The organism is Rothia sp. HMSC078H08, from assembly GCF_001808955.1.
Taxonomy (GTDB): Bacteria; Actinomycetota; Actinomycetes; order Actinomycetales; family Micrococcaceae; genus Rothia.
This window is the reverse complement of record NZ_KV795245.1, coordinates 63,144-83,284: the sequence shown is the minus strand read 5'-3', so window position 1 is coordinate 83,284 and position 20,141 is coordinate 63,144. Positions and strand designations below refer to the sequence as shown.

14 protein-coding genes are annotated in these 20,141 nt (G+C 56.0%); 10 read left to right on the top strand and 4 right to left on the bottom strand.

The genetic code is table 11. The annotated features are described in order from the left end of the window. Positions 1-10: 10 nt before the first annotated feature. The gene (locus HMPREF2528_RS02130) at positions 11-1,993 is read left to right on the top strand and encodes a M13 family metallopeptidase (protein ID WP_070542020.1); all 1,983 of its coding nucleotides are present in this window, start codon (positions 11-13) and stop codon (positions 1,991-1,993) included. A 121-nt stretch (positions 1,994-2,114) separates the two neighbouring features. Here HMPREF2528_RS02130 and HMPREF2528_RS02125 read toward each other — a convergent pair whose 3' ends face one another. The 4 genes from HMPREF2528_RS02125 to HMPREF2528_RS02110 form a co-directional block, all read right to left on the bottom strand. Beyond that, a complete protein-coding gene (locus HMPREF2528_RS02125; RefSeq protein ID WP_070542017.1) occupies positions 2,115-2,876 on the bottom strand; it encodes a DUF6318 family protein in 762 nt (253 codons plus the stop codon). A gap of 102 nt (positions 2,877-2,978) precedes the next feature. Next, complete coding sequence (locus tag HMPREF2528_RS02120) at positions 2,979-3,701, bottom strand: DUF6318 family protein (protein WP_049363814.1); 723 nt, start codon at positions 3,699-3,701, stop codon at positions 2,979-2,981. Between the two features lie 130 nt (positions 3,702-3,831). Next, a complete protein-coding gene (locus HMPREF2528_RS02115) occupies positions 3,832-4,071 on the bottom strand; it encodes a hypothetical protein (protein WP_005507323.1) in 240 nt (79 codons plus the stop codon). Positions 4,072-4,318: 247 nt separating this feature from the next. Beyond that, complete coding sequence (locus tag HMPREF2528_RS02110; RefSeq protein WP_049340847.1) at positions 4,319-4,978, bottom strand: hypothetical protein; 660 nt, start codon at positions 4,976-4,978, stop codon at positions 4,319-4,321. 269 nt (positions 4,979-5,247) lie between these two features. On the opposite strand from HMPREF2528_RS02110, the gene HMPREF2528_RS02105 reads away from it, so the two are divergent. The 9 genes from HMPREF2528_RS02105 to HMPREF2528_RS02065 all read left to right on the top strand — a co-directional run bounded on the left by HMPREF2528_RS02105 (position 5,248) and on the right by HMPREF2528_RS02065 (position 20,119). After that, positions 5,248-6,033: a cobalamin biosynthesis protein CobN gene (locus HMPREF2528_RS02105; RefSeq protein WP_070542015.1), complete on the top strand. Its 786-nt coding sequence runs from the start codon at positions 5,248-5,250 to the stop codon at positions 6,031-6,033. A gap of 22 nt (positions 6,034-6,055) precedes the next feature. Continuing rightward, a complete protein-coding gene (locus HMPREF2528_RS02100; protein ID WP_070542012.1) occupies positions 6,056-6,400 on the top strand; it encodes a hypothetical protein in 345 nt (114 codons plus the stop codon). Continuing rightward, positions 6,397-6,849: a hypothetical protein gene (locus HMPREF2528_RS09180; RefSeq protein WP_168160855.1), complete on the top strand. Its 453-nt coding sequence runs from the start codon at positions 6,397-6,399 to the stop codon at positions 6,847-6,849. Before HMPREF2528_RS02100 ends, HMPREF2528_RS09180 begins: the two co-directional genes overlap by 4 nt. Before the next feature lie 422 nt (positions 6,850-7,271). Next, on the top strand, positions 7,272-7,763 hold the full coding sequence (locus HMPREF2528_RS02090) for a hypothetical protein (protein WP_070542005.1): 492 nt from the start codon (positions 7,272-7,274) through the stop codon (positions 7,761-7,763). Between the two features lie 27 nt (positions 7,764-7,790). Continuing rightward, the gene (locus tag HMPREF2528_RS02085; protein ID WP_070542002.1) at positions 7,791-8,693 is read left to right on the top strand and encodes a hypothetical protein; all 903 of its coding nucleotides are present in this window, start codon (positions 7,791-7,793) and stop codon (positions 8,691-8,693) included. A 325-nt stretch (positions 8,694-9,018) separates the two neighbouring features. Further along, entirely contained in the window at positions 9,019-12,042 is a 3,024-nt protein-coding gene (locus HMPREF2528_RS02080; RefSeq protein ID WP_070541999.1) for a chitinase, read from the top strand. 149 nt (positions 12,043-12,191) lie between these two features. Beyond that, the gene (locus HMPREF2528_RS02075; protein ID WP_246823847.1) at positions 12,192-13,469 is read left to right on the top strand and encodes a type 1 periplasmic-binding domain-containing protein; all 1,278 of its coding nucleotides are present in this window, start codon (positions 12,192-12,194) and stop codon (positions 13,467-13,469) included. 119 nt (positions 13,470-13,588) lie between these two features. Then, positions 13,589-17,977 (top strand): FtsK/SpoIIIE domain-containing protein, encoded by a 4,389-nt coding sequence (locus HMPREF2528_RS02070; RefSeq protein ID WP_070541992.1) that lies wholly within the window; start codon positions 13,589-13,591, stop codon positions 17,975-17,977. Between the two features lie 117 nt (positions 17,978-18,094). Then, positions 18,095-20,119, top strand: coding sequence for a serine/threonine-protein kinase (locus HMPREF2528_RS02065; RefSeq protein ID WP_070541989.1), 2,025 nt, complete (start codon positions 18,095-18,097; stop codon positions 20,117-20,119). The last annotated feature ends 22 nt before the right edge of the window (positions 20,120-20,141 follow it).

The following is a 20,141-nucleotide window of genomic DNA, read 5'->3' as shown; positions in this document are numbered from 1 at the left end:
GAATGGAACCATGACTACTAACTCTGGAATCACTAAAGAATGGGTGGATGAAACCGTCAAGCCGGGCGACGATTTCTTCCGCCACGTCAACGGTAAGTGGCTTGCTACCCACGAAATCCCGGCGGATCGCCCCAAGGACGGCGGCCTGTACACCCTCCGCGATAACGCAGAGAAGCACGTGCGTGAGCTGGTGGAGAAGATCGCGAAGGAGCAGCCGGAGTCCCGTATTGGCGCACTCTACAACTCCTTCATGGATGTTGAGAAGATTGAGGCGGACGGCCTGGAGCCGCTGCTGAAGGAGATTGCCCCGATCCTGAACTCGGCAACCCCCTCCCACCTGGCTGTGACCCTGGCGTTGCTGTCTCGTGCGGGTCTGCCGCAGCTGTTCGCCTGGTACACCAGCAACGACCCGAAGGACCCGAAGAATTACACGTTCTTCCTGTACCAGTCGGGTCTGGGCCTGCCGGATGAATCCTACTACCGTGAAGAGAAGCACGAGGCTGCATGCGCGGCGTATGTTGAGCATATTGCCCGCATGTTTGAGCTGACCGGTCTGGCTGAAGGCTTCGGCCTGACCCCGGAGCAGGCGGCTCAGCTGGTGTTCACTCACGAGTCGGAGCTGGCTCGCCTGCACTGGAACGTCGTGGAGAACCGCGACGCTGAGGCAACCTACAACCCGTACCAGGCGACCGAGCTAGACGAGAAGTTCCCCGGCTTCCCGTTCTCCCAGTGGCTGCTGGCTCTGGGTGCCGACCCGGAGACCCTGGGTCAGGTTATTGTGGCTCAGCCGTCCTTCTTTGAGGGTGCGGCTAAGCTGTTCACCTCCATCCCGCTGATGAGCTGGAAGCTGTGGGCTGTGTGGACTGTTCTGCGTTCGCGTGCGCCGTTCATGTACGACGAACTGGTTCAGGAGAGCTTCAACTTCTACGGCAAGACCCTTTCCGGTACCCAGCAGATTCGTGAGCGCTGGAAGCGCGGTGTGGGCGCTGTCGAGAAGGCTCTGGGTGAGGAGATTGGCCAGGAGTACGTGGCTGTGCACTTCCCGCCTTCGCACAAGGAGAAGATGCTGATTCTGGTCGGCAACCTCCTGGAGGCGTACCGCGAGTCCATTGAATCGCTGGACTGGATGACTGAGGCAACCCGCGAGAAGGCGCTGGAGAAGCTGTCGAAGTTCGTCACCAAGATTGGTTACCCCGATAAGTGGCGTGACTTCTCCGCACTGGAGCTCGTGCCCGGTGACCTGTTCGAGAACCTGCGCCGTACCGGTGCGTTTGACGCCGACTGGCTGATTGCCCGCAAGGGTCAGCCCGTGGACAAGTCGGAGTGGCTGATGACTCCGCAGACCGTGAACGCGTACTACATGCCCCCGGCAAACGAGATTGTGTTCCCGGCAGCGATTCTGCAGCCCCCGTACTTCAACCCGGATGCTGACGATGCGGCGAACTACGGCAATATCGGCATGATTATTGGCCACGAAATTGGTCATGGTTTTGACGATCAGGGTTCCCGCTACGACGGCGACGGCAAGCTGGAGAGCTGGTGGACCGAGGAGGATTACGCGAAGTTCAAGGAGCGCACCGCAGCTCTGGTGGAGCAGTACAACGCGTACGTTCCGGTGGGTCTGGACCCGAAGTTCCACGTGAACGGTGAGCTGACTCTGGGCGAGAACATTGGCGACCTGGCTGGCATGTCTATTGCGTTGAAGGCGTACCGTCTGGCTTTGAAGAAGCAGGGTATTGAGTCGCTGGATGACGCACCGGTGATTGACGGCATGACCGGTATTCAGCGTTTCTTCTTCTCGAATGCTCGCGGCTGGTGCACGAAATCCCGCCCGCAGCATGCTGAGGTGATGATTTCGGTGGATCCGCATTCGCCGGATGAGTTCCGTGTGAACGGTGTGGTACGCAATATTGATGAGTTCTATGAGGCGTTTGGCGTCTCTGAGGGCGATGCACTGTACCTGGCTCCGGAGGAGCGCGTGCGCATCTGGTAGCATCCCGATAAGGGTATATGCTTTATTGCGCATATAAGAGAGGCGCCCGCCTCGTGGCTTGAAAACCACGAGGCAGGCGCCTTTTAGGTGTAGAAGCTGCACGCTTCTGGGCTCCTAAGTTTTAGGAAGCAGAAGCCGAAGCGGAAGCAGAGGCAGACGCTGAAGCGGAGGAAGAGGAACGAGCATTCATACCGCTCAGCTTCCACGCGCCGTTCTCGTACACGCCGTGCAGGGTGCGCTTCACCTCATCCTTACGTTCCGATGCAGAGGGGGCTTCCTGCACGCGTTCCTTGCTTGCGATGAACTCGCCGGGGTCCATGGTCAGGCTGATATCCCAGTTGTAGGTATCACCGTCACGCTTGGGCTGCGCGGAGAGCATGGTGATGGTGACGGTCGGATCATGAAGCCAGAGCTTGCCCTGCTGCAGACCGGCGCCCAGGGAACGCGCATCAGGTTCGAGGAAGTTCTTCAGCTCAGAGTTATCGAGTCCGCTTTCACGTAGCGGCTCGGTCTTGCCGGTACGCATGTAGTACTCGATAGCGGCGCCGAAGAACGCGATGGACTGGTACAGACCCTCCACGCTGTTCTCGTTAGCAACGGCAGGCTTGACCGGCACCGGCGCGTTCTTGGGCGGCTCGGTGCGGGTTCCGGGCTGATAGTCGGCAGGCTTGGAAGTGTAGCCGTCCAGGACCGCAACGCCGGAGTAGTCGCTACGAACGCTCTTCGATGCGGAAGCAGACGCGCTACCGGATGCATTGTTGGATGCGCTCTCGGATGCAGAGCCGCTGGTTGCCTGGGGCTGCGCGCCACATGCTGCGAGGAAGGTTGCGCCACCGGCGGCTACAACCATGCCGAGTGCGGATCGGCGGGTTACGTTCTTCATTGGTTCTCTCTATCTACGGTGGTGGCGCCCGCCTCGTGGGCTTCATGCCACGCGGCGGGCGCCTTTTAGCTGTAGAAGCTATGCGCTTCTAGACTGAAGCTTTTAGGAAGCAGAAGCCGATGCAGAAGCCTCAGATTCAGACTTCATGCCAGTCAGCTTCCACGCACCGTTCTCGTAAACACCGCGCAGGGTACGCTCGTTGACGTTCTCACGACCGCTTTCGGGGACCTCCAGAACCTTATCCTTAGATGCCATGAATTCGCCGCGGGTAAGGGTGAAGCGAGCATTCCAGGTGTATGCCTTACCGTCACGGGTGGGCTGTGCGGAGAGCAGGGTGATGGTGACGGTCGGGTCGTGCATCCAGACTTCGCCCTTGACCAGCTTTTCGCCGAGGGTGCCGTCTTCCGGCTCGAGCATTGACTTGAGTTCGCTCTTGTCCATGGCGCTTTCACGCAGGGGCTCGGTCTTACCGGTACGCATGTAGTATTCCATGGCTGCGCCGAAGAACGCGATGGACTGGTACAGGCCCTCCACGCTGTTCTCGTTAGCGACGGCGGGCTTGGTCGGCACGGGCACGTTCTTGGCCGGCTCGGTGCGGGTTGCCAGCTGGTAGTCAGCAGGCTTGGAGGTGTAACCGTCCAGGACAGCAGGACCGGAGTAGTCGGCGCGTGCGTTGTTAACTTCGGCGTCCGAGGTAGAAGCGCTACCGGATGCAGATGCAGAGCCGCTGGATGCCTGGGACTGCGAACCGCATGCAGCCAGGAGGGTTGCGCCACCGGCAGCGACAACCATGCCGAGGGCGGATCGGCGGGTTACGTTCTTCATGGGTTCTCTCTATCTGCGGTGTGGTTCCGCACCGCGGTGCGGGTGATGCCTGGGGCATCTAACGGGAAGACGGCACTACACGGGGTGTAGTGCCGTCTTCCAGTATATGTTTATTGAGCTTGGGATTTCTTTAGCCGCCGTAATAGTAGTAGTGGCTGTAGGAGCTGCCGTAGTAGTCGCTGATGACGATGCGGCCGCGGCGGCCGTAACGGTGCGAGTAGTAGCCGTTGTAGGGGGTGCGGCGCACGGTGGGGCGGTAGGTGGTTGCCTGTGCGGGGGTGAGCAGTGCGCCGAGGGCGGTTGCTGCGCCTGCGCCTGCGGCGGCGAGTGCTGCTCGGCGGGTAAGGCGTGCGGGCTTCTTGGTGGCCATGATATGCCTTTCGGGGTCGGTGTTTCTGTGAAGTGACGTGGTGTGTGCACGGCGTGCGGCTGTGCATTAACCATTTCTTATTGTATGCCTCAACGTTAATGTTTTTACATGCAGAGTGCACCTTCTAGTTGAGGCTTAAACCATGCGGGCTAGTCCACGTTTTTCCGGCAGAAAAATTGCGGAAATATTGGTTGAAAACACGCCGGGCACGCACTCAATACGGGCTGAAAACAGCCTAAATTGCGGGCTACATGTCTACTTCGGCGAGACCACTGATTTTGCCGTAGCTGAAGTACCGGAGGGTAGAGCGGCGGTTCGCCCAGGCATTAATCTGGGCGGTGTCCTCGGGGTTGCCAATGTCTGGCCAGCGGTCGTTTTCAATCCTGAATCGGGTCATTGCGAGGAGGGGGTAGCTGCCGAAGACGGGACAGAATTCTGCGACCAGTTTGCCGGATTTTGTGTAGAAGTGGAGGGAGTCTGCGTATTCGCGGTCGGTGTTGTTGTCGTATGAGACCGAGTCAATCGCGTTGAGCGGGAAGAACACCGTATCGTTGCACGGCTCTCCCCTTTCGATTCCTTCGGGCGAGATTTTAGTGTAGGTACCGGCGCCGTTCCAGAAGAAGAACATAAAAAAGCCGGTCATGCCGAGGCCAATAAAGTCGAATGCGAAGTGGAATCCTACGTCTTCCCCTAGGTGAATGACGAAGACTCCTATCGCAAACGAGAGAATTACTAGGGCATAGGTAGCAATTTCGAAGCGGTTCGTTCGCATGACGTATACAGCTTCGGCGCGTAGTTTCTTTTCGCGGCGTCGGTTGAGTTCGTACGTGACGACGGTGCGGAGGACCTTGTAAATCAGTATGGAGTCGAGTGCGCCCCATATGAAAATCATGATGGTGTTGACCATGGTCGCTCACCAGCCTTTCTATCTATCGGTGACCGGTAGCCTTCCGGCAACGGTGCGGAGAGTGCGGGTTCGTTCTCAGAGTAGCTAACGAAATCGGGTGGGTAAGCAGGAATTCGCGTTATCCGCGGAGTGGTTGCCCAGTCTTCACCGGAGCATCGCGTCGAGTTAACCTTCTGGTCAGATACGGTGCGATAGGCTAAGGATGTGCCCGCCACCTCACCGGGGCGGGCCTGATTCACCAACCGCTACCGCACAAGGACGTACATACTATGAGCGCAGCAGAAGACGGAGCCCTCGCAGGACTTATCGTCGCCCTGATACCGGGTATCCGTATTAAGCTCGGCAAACCCACCCTGAATAAGAGGCAAAAGAGGCCCATCGCGGCGTTTATTTTCTTCTGGCTTGTAACTATTCTCGGGTTTGTTGGTATGCCGCTTATATGGCTATCTCTTGGTCGCTGGGATGCCCAACCAGGAACAGAAGAATTTACTGTTGCAATTTCTGGCCTCATTTTTAGCATCGTGTCTCTTGGCCTGCTGGGCGCTCTCCCACTGAACCACTGCTACGCCTTCTACCTCGAACTACACGAGGATTGCGTGCGGTGGCGTAACTGGCGATGGAAGGAACGCACTTTCACCTACCCCTCGATTACGTTTGCCCACGTGGAAAACAACGGCAAAAACGGGTTCCTACGCTTCGGCAGCACCGAAATGGGTAAACGCACCTGTAGCTTCGACCCGTACCAGTTCGATGCGACGATTCTTATGGCGCAGGTGCTGTACCGTGACGATCATGGGCACTGGGCTGAGGAGGACGGCCTGGATGTGATGAGTGTGGTGGGGATGTACGGCTCTTCGCGCGATATTTATGCCCAGTTTTATGACTTGTGCGAAACGAAGTATGTGGTGGGTGTGACGAAGAGCGAGCGTCAGAAGCGCCGCCGCCGGGCTGCTCGTAATGAGGCGCGTAGGTTGGAGCGTCAGCAGGCGCGCCGCGAAGCGCGGCAGGCTAAGAAATCCCGGAAGACTAATGAGGTGAGCGATGGAATCTCATAACAAATGGTCAGAAAGAATAACAATGCTTTTTCTGACGATGTGCGTTGGGTATATCTTTTTTATTATTCCTATAAATCTGCGTGATGACAGTGACGGTTTCACCGCCACCTGCACCGTGACTAAGGCGTACACGCAAGAGCGTCGCGGAACGGACCTTGGTGGCATGACTGACATTGGTTTGAAGGGCGTCTTTGAGACGGAGGAGTGCGGCACGCTCACGATGTACGAAGCTCCCGAGGGGTGGAAGATTCCTGCATATGTCAAGACGGCGCAGCCAGGAAAAAAGTACCTATTCCACGTGTCTAATCGTTCACCTAAGAAAGATCAAGATTTTGTAACGACCCGCTTTGAAGAGATTAAGGAATGACCGTTTGCAGCTCCAGAACCTACGGAGAAGCCACCAGACAAGGCACTGAAAGCAGGAAAACAATGTTCCCATGGATTAAGAAACTCACATCCCCGGAATTTAGAATTTTCATTAGTCTTGTTCTGGGTATGGGGTTATTGTTTACATTCATGCACTATACAACGCACATCGAAGATGAAAATTCATATGCTGTATGCACCGTGAAATCAGCTAGAGTTGAAATTGTTGGGGGTCAGGTGTCAAACATGACTGACACTTCTCCCAAAGGTATTTTTGAGACAGATGAATGTGGTGTTGTTGAAATGTATGTCACGCCGGAAGGTAAAAATATTCCAAGGTATGTTTCTGAAATTCAGGTGGGGAAGAAATATAAGATGTATAAAGCATGGAGCACGAGAAATGATGATAGAAACTTTGACACTCTTCGCCTTGAAGAAATCAAAGAATAACCAGCTCATGAGCCCTAAATAAAGCCCCGTGTGTAAAGCCTCGGGTGGCGCGAGTCTTCAACTCGCACTGCCTGGGGCCTTCCATATGAAATCAGCGGACCATTTCGTACTACCCTTCACCTTCAACAATGCAGGAGGGGCAGCCCCCTCATTGCAGCTAAGGAAATTGGGCGGTCACGCACGGATCCCGGTCCTCTGATGAATGGTTGCCCAGTCTTCACCCAAGCCTTGCACCCAGTTAACCTTCTGGTCAGATACCGTGCGATAGGCTAAGGATGTGCCCGCCACCTCACTGGGGCGAGCACGATTCACCAACCACTACCGCACAAGGACGTATACACCATAAGCACAGTTTTTGAGACGACCCGCTTTGAAGACATCACAGAATAACAGCCCGCAGCCCAGAAAGAAGGTGAAAAGCAGTGAAAAAGAACTCCCCGAGGAAAAAGAATGTTTCAAAGAAAAGAAACAATTCAAAGAAAAATGGTTACTCGAAGAAAAAATCTATTATCGCAAAGAAGCCCACAAAGAAAGTTGCTTTCAAGAATTTTCTTCACTCAAAGGCTATAGATATTTGGCGTGACCGCGAAAAAATCCTACTGATGTTGTGCGTACTGGCATTTCCTGCATCCTTATATTTCATTTCTTATGTCAACCCGTACAACGACTCCACTATCTGCACTGTTACGTCAGTAGAAATCGTTGAACATGAGGACCCCTACTCAATCTCTGGTGAATTCGAAACGGAAGAGTGCGGAATCATCACATCAAGCAAATCCCCTGATGGTATACCCATCCGCAAATACCTCCAGAACTTTGAAACGGGCAAGAAATATAGGGCGTACAAGTCCTTCGATACCCGCAACGACGAATTCGACTTCAGCGTCCTCCGCTTTGAAGAGATCAAAGAGTAACCCCACCCCAGCAGAAAGGATCCCACCGTGAGCTTTATCGGCGAATTTATCATCGACTTCATTGGAGAGGCCATCGCGTCCTCACCCACACTGCAGCGAGTACTCCTGTGGATTCTTTTCTCCATATCTATTCTTCTCATGCTCGTCCCCGTCATGACGGGCGAGTACGCGTGGAGCATCCTATCCATCTCCACAATGCTGTTTTCCGTCGTGATGATTGACGGCACGCGTGAGCACAGTGTGCAGGATGCAAAGAACGGCGGCGCGTACCATTACTTTCTGCTGACGGTGGGCACGTTCTGCGTTGCCGCGATTGTTCTGCTTGCTGCTCTCTCCCTGGTGGGTGTCCCGCCGGTTGCTTTCACCCCGCAGGTGGACGGTATCAATTTCGCGCCCTGGTATGTGGTGGTGTCCGCGCTGGTTCTGCTGCTGTTCTTCTACAATGCCGCGCAGCCGAGCGAGGAGATCCCTAACCTGCACCGTATGGAGCGCATCAACCGGTATGTGCGCACCGTGGTGCTGGGTGTGAGCGCCCTGATGGTGCTCCTCTGCCTGGTTATTCCGGTGGTTTCATTCGCTGCTGCCGGTTATGAGCCTGTGGGTGTTTCGGTGGTGCTGTGCCTGGTGCCGGTTTTCCTGATTTTTGTGCGCCGCGCCCTGTTCAAGCTGTGGGCGGCGACCTTTGAGGAGGGCACTGCCGGGTATGGCGTGTTGCGTGGCTTCTGCGTAGCCCTGGTGGGTTTGGGTGGATGTTTGGCGGCGGTCCGTCTTGCTGCTGATGTTGTGCAGTCCGGTAGCGGATTGTCGCTGGTGTACGTGGTGCCGGTGATCGCCTCGTACCTGCTGGTGAAGAGGTACGTGACCGTGGGTGTTGCTATCCCCGAGAAGGATGACGAGGAGGACCCGGAGGCTGAACCTGCAGCCAGCTAAACCGTGGAACCCCGTGGGCTGAGAGATGACCTCAGCCGCGGGGTTTTTCTATGTCAAACAGAGTTCGGTAAGTGCACTAGTTTGAAACGAAATGAAAAATACCTTTAACTATCACCTCAAGGTTGAATTGAATATCCTGATGAGGCACCGACTAGGAGGAAAAAATATCAACCTTCCCATATTGGACTGATAAAGTGGTACGGGGCTTTTTCTCTTTCCGGCTTTGCCCCTGACCCTTTCCACTCAGGTGGGCACTATACAGTGGCGTTTCAGACTTGCCGCTGTTATGTGTCTGCACGGTATATAACTCAACGAAAAGATCATCATGACCAACCACACCACAGCGCGTCAGCGTCTACTCCGCTTCCCTTTGATTTTGGGTGTCACGACGGCACTTATTTTCTCTTCCTGCTCCACGGGCACGAACAATAACAGTGCCCCTTCCGATAAGGGTACTGTTACTTCTCAGAGTCCCCGCCAGGTGGAGAACGCTACTAATGTTCTGCAGAACGTGAATATTCAGATGGGTCGTGACGGCGAGGTTTCGTCGATTGAGTCGACCAACATTTACGTCAATGACAAGGATCGTACGAGCTCCTCGAGCAATGTGCAGTTCAAGCCGAAGGACGTCGTTAATGACCTTCCTGTGCGTGTGAGCCTGCAGTATTCTACTGAGCGCGGTAGCGGCACTAACCTGAATGATTTGAACGGCTACAGCGGCGAAATCACGATTAAGGTTACGGTTGAGAACCTGACGGTGAAGACCGAGGATGTCACCTATGATGCGTCCGGTACTAGCCGTACTAGCCCTGCACCGGTTGGTACTCCGTTCTCTATTGCTGCTTCTACTGTTCTTTCGGGTTCTCCTACTCAGGTTATTACGACCCCTGATGCTGCTGATTCGTCGACGAATGGTGTGGTGAGCACCAACGATGAAGGTAAGGCTGTTGTTCAGTGGGGTGCTATTTCGGCACCTCCGGTCACTGCTAGTTCTTCTTCTTTTGTGTTGAAGGTTAAGGCGAAGGATTTTAGTGCGCCTACCTTCAATATTTCGGTGCAGCCTGGTTTTGCTTCTGATTTGTCTGGTGCGGGAATCATTACTAATGGTTTCACTTCTCAGGATGCGTCTCAGGTGGCGCTTCTGCAGCGCACTATTGATACCGTCAACGAGGTTAATACGACGCTGACTAGCGCTAGTTCGCAGGTTGCTCAGGTGCGTCAGAGCCTGGATGATACGTCTGCGACTTTGGGTAAGGACACTGCCGAGCATCTGAAGACTCAGAATGAATCGTTGACGAAGACTATGCAGGGTCTGCAGGCGAATATTGAGAGCCTGCAGAAGGACCTTTCTGAGGCTTCGCGGACTAATAATTCTCAGCTGATTTCTCAGTTGGAGCGTACTGTTGCTGCTCTTCACTCGATGCTGGGTGATACGACGGCTCGCCCCAATGTGTCTGTTTCGCATAGCGGCGGTCGTTGTGTTGTGCATCGTGAGGAGGGTGCGAGTAGCCGTAGCGTGTACGGTAATTTGGTTCAGCTGTCTGCTGTTCTGAATGCGTATGCGGAGGCAAGTTCGGACTGCCAGCAGGATCTTACGGCTTCGATTCGTGAGATTGTCGGCCCGGAACACCCGACCGCTGAGACTTGTTCTTCTAACGGTTCGGTGACCTGCGCCCTGTTCAGTGCGTCGGTGACGGTGCAGAGCTCTCTGATTGCACTGGTTGCTACTGGTGAGAAGATTGTGGATCACCTGCAGCCGGAGTATTTGAAGGGTGCGAACAACAACTATTCGGCATTGAAGCGTCAGATGGATGAGCTTGTTGAGCAGGTGGAGAAGGACCCGTCTTCTCTTGATGCTGATGCTGTGCGTTCTTTGAGTGAGAAGGTTAGTGCGGCTCGTCAGAGCGTGAATCAGATGAAGGAAACGTCGAGCCGTCTGATTGAGAGCATCAAGAACGTTCATTCTCGTGCGGCTTCTGCTCGTGCGGAGCTGGTGGACGGTTCTGGTTCTATGAGCGCTCAGAATAAGGAACTGGCGGAGCAGCTTTGTGCTCTGTCTACTGAGCGTGGCGGTTCTCTGTCTGCTGAGCAGGTGGAGCATCTGCGTGGATACCTGACGGCTTCTTCTTGTGGTGGCGCGGCTTCACCGTCTGCTGCACCGTCTTCTGAGGCGCCGTCTGAGGCTCCTAGCCCTGCACCGTCTGAGTCTGCTTCTGTGGCTCCTTCTGAGGAGCCGTCGAAGAAGGTTGAGGCTCCTTCCGCCGCTCCCTCTTCTGAGGCGCCTTCCGCCGAGCCTACTGCCACGGAAGGTAATACTCGCGTCATTACGGTGGAGAACGCGAACGAGCGTACCTACACGTCGAACACCCCTGCCGCACGTACTCCGATGGAGCAGCGTATTGCTGCCGCGGTAGCCGCGTGGGATGAGGTTCTTGCCGCCACTTCGATGGATGACCCCAAGGAGGGTCTGGCTCGCGACGCCAAGGACCTTAACGACGCTGTGAACGCGGTAGATGGCGCTCTGGGTGAGGTTGAGAAGACCCTGAACGATGCCGTAAACGCGCAGAACCAGGATGCCGAGAAGAAGGCAGAGCCTACCGAGGAGGCTAAGGTCTCTCTGCGTGATCGTATCCATTCGGCTTCGGATGCCGTCAATGCTTTGGGTAAGAACCTTGAGGATATGACGAACATGCAGGCTGACCTCTCCACCGCTATTAAGGAAGCGTTCAAGGAGTCTGCCGATGAGACTCGCGAGAGCCTGACGGGCATGATTAGCGAGGAGATTCGTAAGGTTTCGAATGATGGTTCTTCTAGCGCTTCGGCTGCTAAGGAGGCGTTCTCCGCTTCGATTGCTGGCATTACTGATACCGCGAATACTGTGGTTCAGGTGGCTGGTGAGTCCATCGAGGTTCAGCACAAGGATATGAATGATCGTATTGAGGGTCTGCGTCAGTCTCTGGATTCGGTGACTGAGCGTTCTCTAGTTGCTCTGAGCACCCGCGCTGAGAACGCTACCCGAGATTTGGCCGGTGCGTCTGTTCAGCTGAATAACGACCTGTCGAAGCTCATGCTTGATTTGGGTGATAGCAACGCTGAGGGTGCTGGCCTCTTGGGCGCGCTCAAGAGCAATAGCGCGAAGGCTGGTGCGGCTGATTACCAGCTTGCTTTGGCGATGCAGAATGCTCAGGGTTACACGAACCTCCGCTCTGAGGATATTGCTGCTCTGCAGAAGCGTCAGGCACAGTTCAAGGCGTCGCTGCAGCGTCTGCGTTCGCTGCCGACCTTCCATCTGTCGAATGCTGGCAGTGCAGAGGTGAAGACGGTGTACACCTTCCAGATTGGTGATTAGCCGTGGGGTTTTCCCCTCATTTGGGCTCTGATTCAGGTCCTCACCGCCGCGAGGGCAGGCGGCTCACTCAGCGCACCGTGGTGTGGTGTGTCAGTCTGTGTGTGCTGTTTAGCCTTGCGGTGGTGGGGATCTGGTATGGCGTGCGCGCTGTGACTCCTCAGCCTTTGCCGCTTGGCACGGGTACGAACCCTGCGTCTGCGGTGACGGTTCAGCAGGCTATTTCTCTTCCTGCGTCTGGTCGTGAGCCTGTTATTGGTGTTGTTACTACTTTTGGCGATGATGCTGAGGGGTCTGCGTGGCGTCTGAATGCTCAGGGTGCTCGTGTTGCGCAGTACCGTCTGGCTTTGGGCAATTCTTCTGTGAAGGTTCTTTATGCGAACGATAAGGGAACGGAGCAGGGTGCCCGTGAGGCGGTAGAGAAGCTCTCTTCTGAGGGTGCTTTGGGTATTGTGCTTGCTTCTCGGGGTGAGCATCTTCGGGGTGCTACGGCTGCTGCTAAGGAACGCAATGTTGCGGTGATTGAGGCGTATGACCGGGTAGATGCTGGCGATGGGGTATGGAGTTTTGCTCTGGACCCTGAGCGGGAGAAGCAGGTCTATACGACTGCTATTCGTTCGCTTGCCGGTGCATCTAGCACGGGTTCTTCGCAACAGCTTGATGGTGTGCGCACCATCCTGCTGGATGCGGGTGAGGGCTCTGCGCCGGACCTTCCCTATACGAATCGCGTTCAGGTTTCTGCTGATGAAGACAGCATGAAGGACACTCTCAAGGAGCTGACGCGCCTTCTGGGGGACAAGTCTTCGGGCTCTTCTCCTGTTCTGGTTTTGACGGGTTCAGCGTCGACTCAGGCGAAGGTGCTTCGTTCTCTTCAGAGGGCGGGTATTACTTCTCCGGTGATTGCGGGTGAGGAAGCTTTGACGGAGCCTTTTATGCGCCTTCTTCTGGAGAACGGCGGTTCCTTGACTGACAATATTCGCGTTGTGGGGCGTGTGCAGGCACGTGCTGCGGCGTTGAGTGCTGATGATGCCGGTCGTGCTTCTTCGGCGTTTGTCTCAACTGTGGAACGTATGAAGAACGATTCTTCGCTCAAGGATTTGTCAGGCGAACAGTCGTTCTCGAAATCGGCAGCGTGGGCGGATGCTCCCTCCCATAACGCGCTTTTGGCTTTTGCGTATGCCACGAGCCAGGTTCGTGAATACACTCCCGAGGCGGTTCGACGGGTTCTAGGAACCCTTCGTTTGGACGCTAAAGATTCTACGGTCGCGTATCCGTTGGATTTTTCGTCTTCCTACGCTGCGGGCGGGCAGGTGGGTCTTCTTTACCCGACCGCGGAAACTTCGATGATTCAGGGCGGGTCTTCCTCAACGGATGCGGTGAATCCGCCCGTGTGGATGCTTCGCACGTTCACCTCAGAATCTCGCGACTAGCTTTTCCGAGCAAAGCCTAATCCGTACAGAGCCAGCCCATCACACCCCGGCTTTCGGGTATTTACTTCTAGTCCGTCCACCAGCGGGGCTCACGATTTATCTATTTTGGAGAACACCTTATGCGCTTTTTCCTTGATCTTGAAGAGCATAACGGGAGCTATGAACTAGACTCCTGGCAGCCTGAGACGACCATCGCTGATCTCATCCAGGCGACCGGTGGCCCCTCTCTGCCTGCCGACGAGCCGCTGTATTGCGATAACCGCCCGGTGACGGCATCCTCCACCCTGGCAGAGGTCAAACCGATGGAGGGTATGCGTATCTCTAGGGCACCGCTCTCCTACCCTTCCCTGGTGCAGGGCTGGAGCGTGTGCTTGAGCGGTGGTTCGACGGTTACCCTGCCGCGCCCTATCCCCTCTTCGCGTCCTTTAGTGGCGGGTCGTTCCCCGTACGCCGACATTGTGCTGCCCACGGCGAGCGCGTCGTGGGAACATCTGCACTTGCAGGTGGTTCATGATGAGTCGACGAATACTCAGAAGGTGCGCATCACTGACCCGGGTTCTACGAACGGTAGTTTTGTGGACGGTCAGAAAATCCCCGAGGAGGGTCTGACTGTTTCTGAGAGCACCACCATCCATGTTGGTGATTGTGTGCTGACTCTGCAGCCTGCTCCTCAGGAGAAGGCTGCGCCTCGCCCCGGTAGCGCCCCGAATGTGAGCGCGTCGGGTACTGCGCCGTTTAACCGTCCGCCGCGTCAGGGTGCGTTGAGCGCCCCGGAGAAGGTGGAGGCGCCTACCCGCAAGAACGTTTCTGACCCGCCGAAGTTCAATATTGCGATGGCGGTGGGCCCGATTATTATGGCGGCGGCGATGGTCGCCATTATGCAGGAGATTCGTTACGCCCTTTTCGCGATGCTCAGCCCCATTCTGAGTATTGGTATGTGGGTGGAGCAGAAGCGTCGTCACGCTAAGGATAAGGTGAAGGAGCGTGTGCGTTTTGAGCAGGAAATGGAGAAGTTTAAGGAACGTATCGCTCTGAGTAACCGTGAGGAAATTGAGCGTCTTCATGACCTTGCCCCGGCACCGGATGCTGTTCAGTTGCGGGCGCTTCTTCCTGCGATGACGCTGTGGCGTCGCCGGAGTACCAGCCCTGATCTGTTGACTTTCCATGTGGGTACTGGGCATATTCATTGGGCTCCTGAGCTGACGAAGCCGAGCAATCCTGAGCCTGAGGTTCAGCATATTCTTGAGCACAATACCCTATGGGATGCCCCGCTGGTTGCTGACCTGCGTGAGGGCGGCGCTATCGGTATTGTGGGTCCGCGTGAGCAGTCTCTTGCCCTGGCGCGTAGCCTGGTGCTGCAGGCGGCAACCCACACGGGTCCTGCCGATATGACGATTGCGGTCTGTGCTGATTCGGCGCGCTCGCAGGACTGGGTGTGGACGTCGTGGCTTCCGCATATGCATATGGCGCAGAACCAGCAGATGCGTTGGTTTGCTTCTGGCAAGGAGCAGTCGGACCAGATGCTACGCTCTCTTTACCACGACATTGAGTCTCTTCCGACCCGCGGCCTGTGCGTGGTCGTTGATTCGGATACCCTCACTGAGGGCCGTGAGTCGCCGGCACGCGACCTTTTGGCGTATGGCGATGAGGTGCGTCTGATGGCGAATAAGACTGCTGCTGCGGGCGCTCGCCGTGTTGCCGGTATTGTGTTGGCTTCTTCTGTTGACCGTCTTCCGGCGTCGTGTACTTCGGTCGTGGAGATTGGTGAGGAGGCTTCTATGACCTATTCGGAGCCTCGCCGCCGTTACACGGTCACTGACGGTGTGCTCGCCGGTGTGAGCGCTGAGGATGCTCTTCATGTGGCGCGTACTCTGGCGCATCATGAGGACCCTGAACGTCTGCTTCTGGGTGGCGGTTTGCCGCAGCTGGTGAAGCTGCCTGAGCTGGTTGGTTTGCCGACCCCTCCGGGTGCTGAGGATATTGAGGCGTTTTGGTCGCAGGCTAATGGTTTCAGTACGGAGATTGGTGTGGGCGACTCTGGCGCGTTCACTCTGGACTTGGTGAAGGACGGTCCTCACGGCCTGGTGGGTGGTACCACTGGTTCGGGTAAGAGTGAGTTTTTGCGTTCGTTGGTGGCGGGTTTGGCTGCTCACCATGATCCGAGCCGTTTGAACTTTATTCTGGTTGACTTTAAGGGTGGTGCGGCATTTAAGACGTGTGAGCGTCTGCCGCATACGATTGGTACTTTGAGTAACTTGGATGCTCAGTTGGCTCACCGCGCTATTGAGTCGTTGGAGGCGGAGATGGATCGTCGTCAGCGCCTGTTTGCGGCTGCTGGCGAGGGTGTGGACAACATTAAGGATTATTTGGCGACGAACCCGCCGGAGCCGATGCCTCGTCTGCTGCTGGTGATTGACGAGTTCGCGATGCTGGCGAAGGACTTCCCGGATGTCCTGTCGTCGCTGGTGAGCATTGGTGCGGTGGGTCGTACCCTGGGTGTTCACATGATTCTGGCGACTCAGCGTCCTGCTGGCGTGGTGAATGATGACATTCTGGCGAATACGAACTTGCGTGTGGCGTTGCGTGTGCAGAGCCGTGAGGATTCTTCGAACGTGATTGGTGTTCCGGATGCTTCGGAGATTTCGCGTTCGCAGATGGGTCGCGCCTATGTGAAGCTGGGCCAGAATGATATTTCGCCGGTGCAGACTGCCCTGGTGACGGGTCAGAGCGGCACTGAGGTGGTGACTTCTCTGGAGATTCGTGCAACCGATAGTATCGGTATTCCTCGTTCGGAGCGTGCACGTCCGAAGGTGTCGTCAAGTGATGCGAATGACCTGGATCTGCTGATTGACGCTGTTGTGGCGGCTCATGCGGCTCGTGGTGCGGTTGCTCCTCGTAAGGTGTGGCCTGAGCCGTTGGGTTCGTATGTTGATTTGGCTGATTTTGGTGTGCGTGGCTTCCCTGACCCGGATCTTCCCACTGTGGGTGGTGTCCAGGACGGTGTTCTGATGTGTACTTTGGGTGATGAGCCTGAGCTGCAGCGTCAGGTGCCTATGGGCTGGAATATTGAGATGAGCAACCTGCTGTTGGTGGGTGTTGCCGGTAGTGGTACGACCACGACGATTCAGTCTGTGGTGCTGGGTTTGGCTCAGCATTATTCGCCGGAGGACATCGATATCGTTCTGGTGGACATGGGCGCTGATGGTTTGCTGCCTCTACACTCTCTGCCGCATGTTGTTTCTGCTGTGGGTACCGGTCAGGGCGCGAGGGAACGTCAGGCTCGTTTCTTGCGTTTTGTGAAGTCGGAGCTTGATGCACGCCGTGCTGATGCGTCACGCCGTAAGCCTCTTTTCATTGTTTTGGATGGTTTTGCGACGCTGCGTGATGAGTTCTCTGACGCTGTGAGCATGGATTTGTTGGCGAATTTCTACCGAGTGTATGCGGATGGTCCTGCTGTTGGTATTCACTGCGTGGTGTCGACGAGCCGTGCGAAGAATATTCCCTCGCAGATTCTTGATGCTTCGTTGCAGACGTGGTTCTTCCAGTTGAGCGATATCCACGATTATTCGTCGTATGGTATTCGCGGTACGAATATTCCGACTGCGGTTCCTGGGCGTTGTGTTGATCCGAAGCGTCTGCGTCAGATGCAGGTGGCTACTCCCGCTGTTGGCGTGGAGGAGGCTGTCTCTATGATTCGTGAGCGCTTCCCGCAGGCTCCTGCTAAGCGTGATGTGATTGGTCAGCTGCCTACGTGGGTTTCGTGGGAGAGCATGCCTGCTGCTGAGTTTTCTCCGAGTCTGTGGCGTATCCCTGTAGGTATTGCGGAGGCTACGTTGGAGGCTTGTGCTTTCGAGCTGTATGAGGGTGAGCACGCCATGATTGCGGGTAATCCGCGTTCGGGTAAGTCTTCTCTGCTGGTTGCATTTGCTCGTCTGGTTTCTCGGGCGAGGGCTGCGGCGGAGCAGGCGGTGTCTGCGGCGTTGGCGTCTGGTGACGCTACCGCGGCAGAGAACGCACGCATGGATGCCGCTGAGGTTCCGGAGGTTTGGGCTGTCTTTGATCAGCGTTCCGGTCTGGTGAATGCGCCGGAGGGCGTTTTTGACCGGGTGTTTGAGAGCAAGAATGCTTCTGCTCAGGTGCAGGCGGCGTTGCAGGATGCCGCAGGCCCGGTGCTGTTGCTGATTGATGATGGTGACCGCGTGGATGACCCGATGAACGTTTTTGATGCGATTGTGAAGGGTGATTTCCCGGACGTTCACATTATTGCTACGGGTAAGCCGACTGATTTGCGTCCTTTGTATAGCCATTGGACGAAGGCTATTCGTAAGTTCCGTACGGGTGCTGTGGTTCAGCCGAATGTTGATACGGATATGGACATGTTCGGTACTATTCCGAGGCGCGCCCCGGTTCAGCTGAGTGTTGGTCGTGGTTATGCGTTCCTTGCCGGGTCGCCGGTTCTGGTGCAGTTGATGAGCCCTGAGGATTCTCAGCACCGTGGCGGGCTGTAGGGCTTGTCTGGCGTGTGGTGAGGTATGGTGTAACTTTACCGGCTATTTTGCTGTAGGGGTCGCCCCATCTGGGACGTCTTCCTGCTTGTTGTGAAGTTGATGTTAAGGAGTTAGCCCGTGACTGTACCTGCTGGTTCGCCGCAGTACTCCGGCTCGGAGCGCCGTGATGCTCATCCTACCCCGCAGGTTGCTGGTCAGCCTGCGGGGGGCTTGGTTGCAGGCGCTCCCCTTGGCTCTTCGTATCGTTTGGTGCGCCGGGTGGGTTCTGGTGCGGTCGGTGAAGTGTGGGCTGCTACGATGAGCGGCTCGTGGGCTCTGTATGCGGCGAAGGTTTTGCGTCCGGAGCTTGCGGAGAACCCTGTGGTTCTTGAGTCTTTTGTGCGTGAGCGTTCGGTGTTGTTGGCGCTGTCGCATCCTCATATTGTGCCGTTGACGGACATGGTTGTTGAGGGTGGCGTGCTAGCTCTGGTGATGGAGTTTCAGCATGGCGGTTCGTTGCGTCAGAAGCTGGATTCTGAGGGTCCGCTACCGATTCGTTTGGCGTTGAGTCTGATGGTGCAGGTTCTGAATGCGGTGGAGTTTGCTCACCGTCAGGGCGTGATGCACCTGGATATTAAGCCGGAGAATGTTCTGCTGAGCGGTGTTTTGGGGGAGTCTCTGGATCAGCAGGTTCGTGTGGCTGATTTCGGTATTGCTTCTTTTACTGGCTCTGCGGGTTCGGGGGCTTCTCGTTCGTTTTCTGGTACTCCGGGGTATATGGCTCCGGAGCGTTCTGCACATGGTGTGGCTACTCCGGCGGTTGATGTTTATGCGTGCGCGGTGACTCTTCATGAGTTGTTGGTGGCGGCGCGTCCTCTTCCGGCGCGTGGTGGTGCGGTGCAGGTGTCGCCGCAGATTCCGGCTGAGGTGGCTGAGGTGCTTCACGGGATGTTGGCGGAGAACCCGGTTCAGCGTCCTGGTGCGGCTGAGGCTGCCGCTAAGCTGCGTCTTTTGGCTGAAGGTTTCGCGGCTGATACAGTGCTCCCTCGATGGGTTGAGGTGTCTTCGGGTGCTGTGGGGTACACGCCTACGGTGGTTCATGGTGCTGAGCCTGCGGTTTCTGCGGTGCCTGGGCAGAATGTTACGGAGCTGTATGGTGCGGGCATGCCGTCGCTGGGTCAAGCGCAGAATGAGACGGTTATCCGCGCTCCTTTTGTGGTGGAGCAGCCGGTATATGTGCCTGATGAGGTTGTTGAGGAAGAGGAGCCTACCCGTTCGCCGTTGCGCCGCCCGCTGGTATGGGGCGCTATCCTGGGTTCTTTGATTCTTGTGGGCGTGCTCGCTTTTGTGGGTTTGGGCGGCGGTAAGGGTTCGTCTAAGACAGCTGAGTCGTGGTCTGCTTCGAGCCGTAGTTCGGCATCTTTGCCGAGTGGTTTGGGTACCCGTATTGAGGGTACGTATAACCCGCGAGATAAGAGCGCCCGCCTAACTTTTGAGTTTTCCTCGCAGAAGTCGGCTCTTCGGGGCGATATTTTGCAGGTGCTTCCCGGTGTTGAGGGTGGTTCGTGTGCTTCGGTGACGTGGGATGCCGGTCAGGCGTCTTCTGGTGTGTCGAAGAATCAGTCAAGTGTGACTGCGGTGGATGTTCCGTGTTCGTGGAATCTGTCTGGGGTGAGTATCCCGGCTAATGGTGTGGTGCAGGTTCGGGCGAATGTGTCTGCTGAGTTTAAGGATTCTCGTGCTTTTGAGGAATGGCTGAACCGTATTGATTCTGAGACGTCTAAGGCTATTTCTGATCGGGAGGTTCGTTCGACGGCGTACCCGATTCAGCGTTTGCGTTCGATTGAGTTGCGGGTTCCTTCTCGTGTGGTGAATCAGAGTGTTTTGCCGGTGACGGTGGTTCCGGTGTGGCCGAGTGGTGCGGATGAGTTGAACCCGTTGATGGTTTTGCCGCGTACGGGTGAGTTTTCGACGCTGGTTCAGGCGATTTCTCCGGATGCGCAGTTGATTAGTTTTTCGGATGGTTGTTCGGGGCATGTGTTGGTGTCTGAGGATCAGCGGGTGGTGACGGCGCTGTCGGTGACGTCTAAGTGCCGCCTGAATGCGCAGATTGGTAATTTCACGAACCTGTCCAGTAGCGACTTCGCGATTATCACCCGCTAACGGTGGCACTCTAGGCTAGCTG

Bases quoted from the DNA above. Each gene is read 5' to 3' on its own strand.
- HMPREF2528_RS02130 (WP_070542020.1), top strand. From the start codon at position 11: ATGACTACTAACTCTGGAATCACTAAAGAATGGGTGGATGAAACCGTC.
- HMPREF2528_RS02125 (WP_070542017.1), bottom strand. From the start codon at position 2,876: ATGAAGAACGTAACCCGCCGATCCGCACTCGGCATGGTTGTAGCCGCC.
- HMPREF2528_RS02120 (WP_049363814.1), bottom strand. From the start codon at position 3,701: ATGAAGAACGTAACCCGCCGATCCGCCCTCGGCATGGTTGTCGCTGCC.
- HMPREF2528_RS02115 (WP_005507323.1), bottom strand. From the start codon at position 4,071: ATGGCCACCAAGAAGCCCGCACGCCTTACCCGCCGAGCAGCACTCGCC.
- HMPREF2528_RS02110 (WP_049340847.1), bottom strand. From the start codon at position 4,978: ATGGTCAACACCATCATGATTTTCATATGGGGCGCACTCGACTCCATA.
- HMPREF2528_RS02105 (WP_070542015.1), top strand. From the start codon at position 5,248: ATGAGCGCAGCAGAAGACGGAGCCCTCGCAGGACTTATCGTCGCCCTG.
- HMPREF2528_RS02100 (WP_070542012.1), top strand. From the start codon at position 6,056: ATGCTTTTTCTGACGATGTGCGTTGGGTATATCTTTTTTATTATTCCT.
- HMPREF2528_RS09180 (WP_168160855.1), top strand. From the start codon at position 6,397: ATGACCGTTTGCAGCTCCAGAACCTACGGAGAAGCCACCAGACAAGGC.
- HMPREF2528_RS02080 (WP_070541999.1), top strand. From the start codon at position 9,019: ATGACCAACCACACCACAGCGCGTCAGCGTCTACTCCGCTTCCCTTTG.
- HMPREF2528_RS02070 (WP_070541992.1), top strand. From the start codon at position 13,589: ATGCGCTTTTTCCTTGATCTTGAAGAGCATAACGGGAGCTATGAACTA.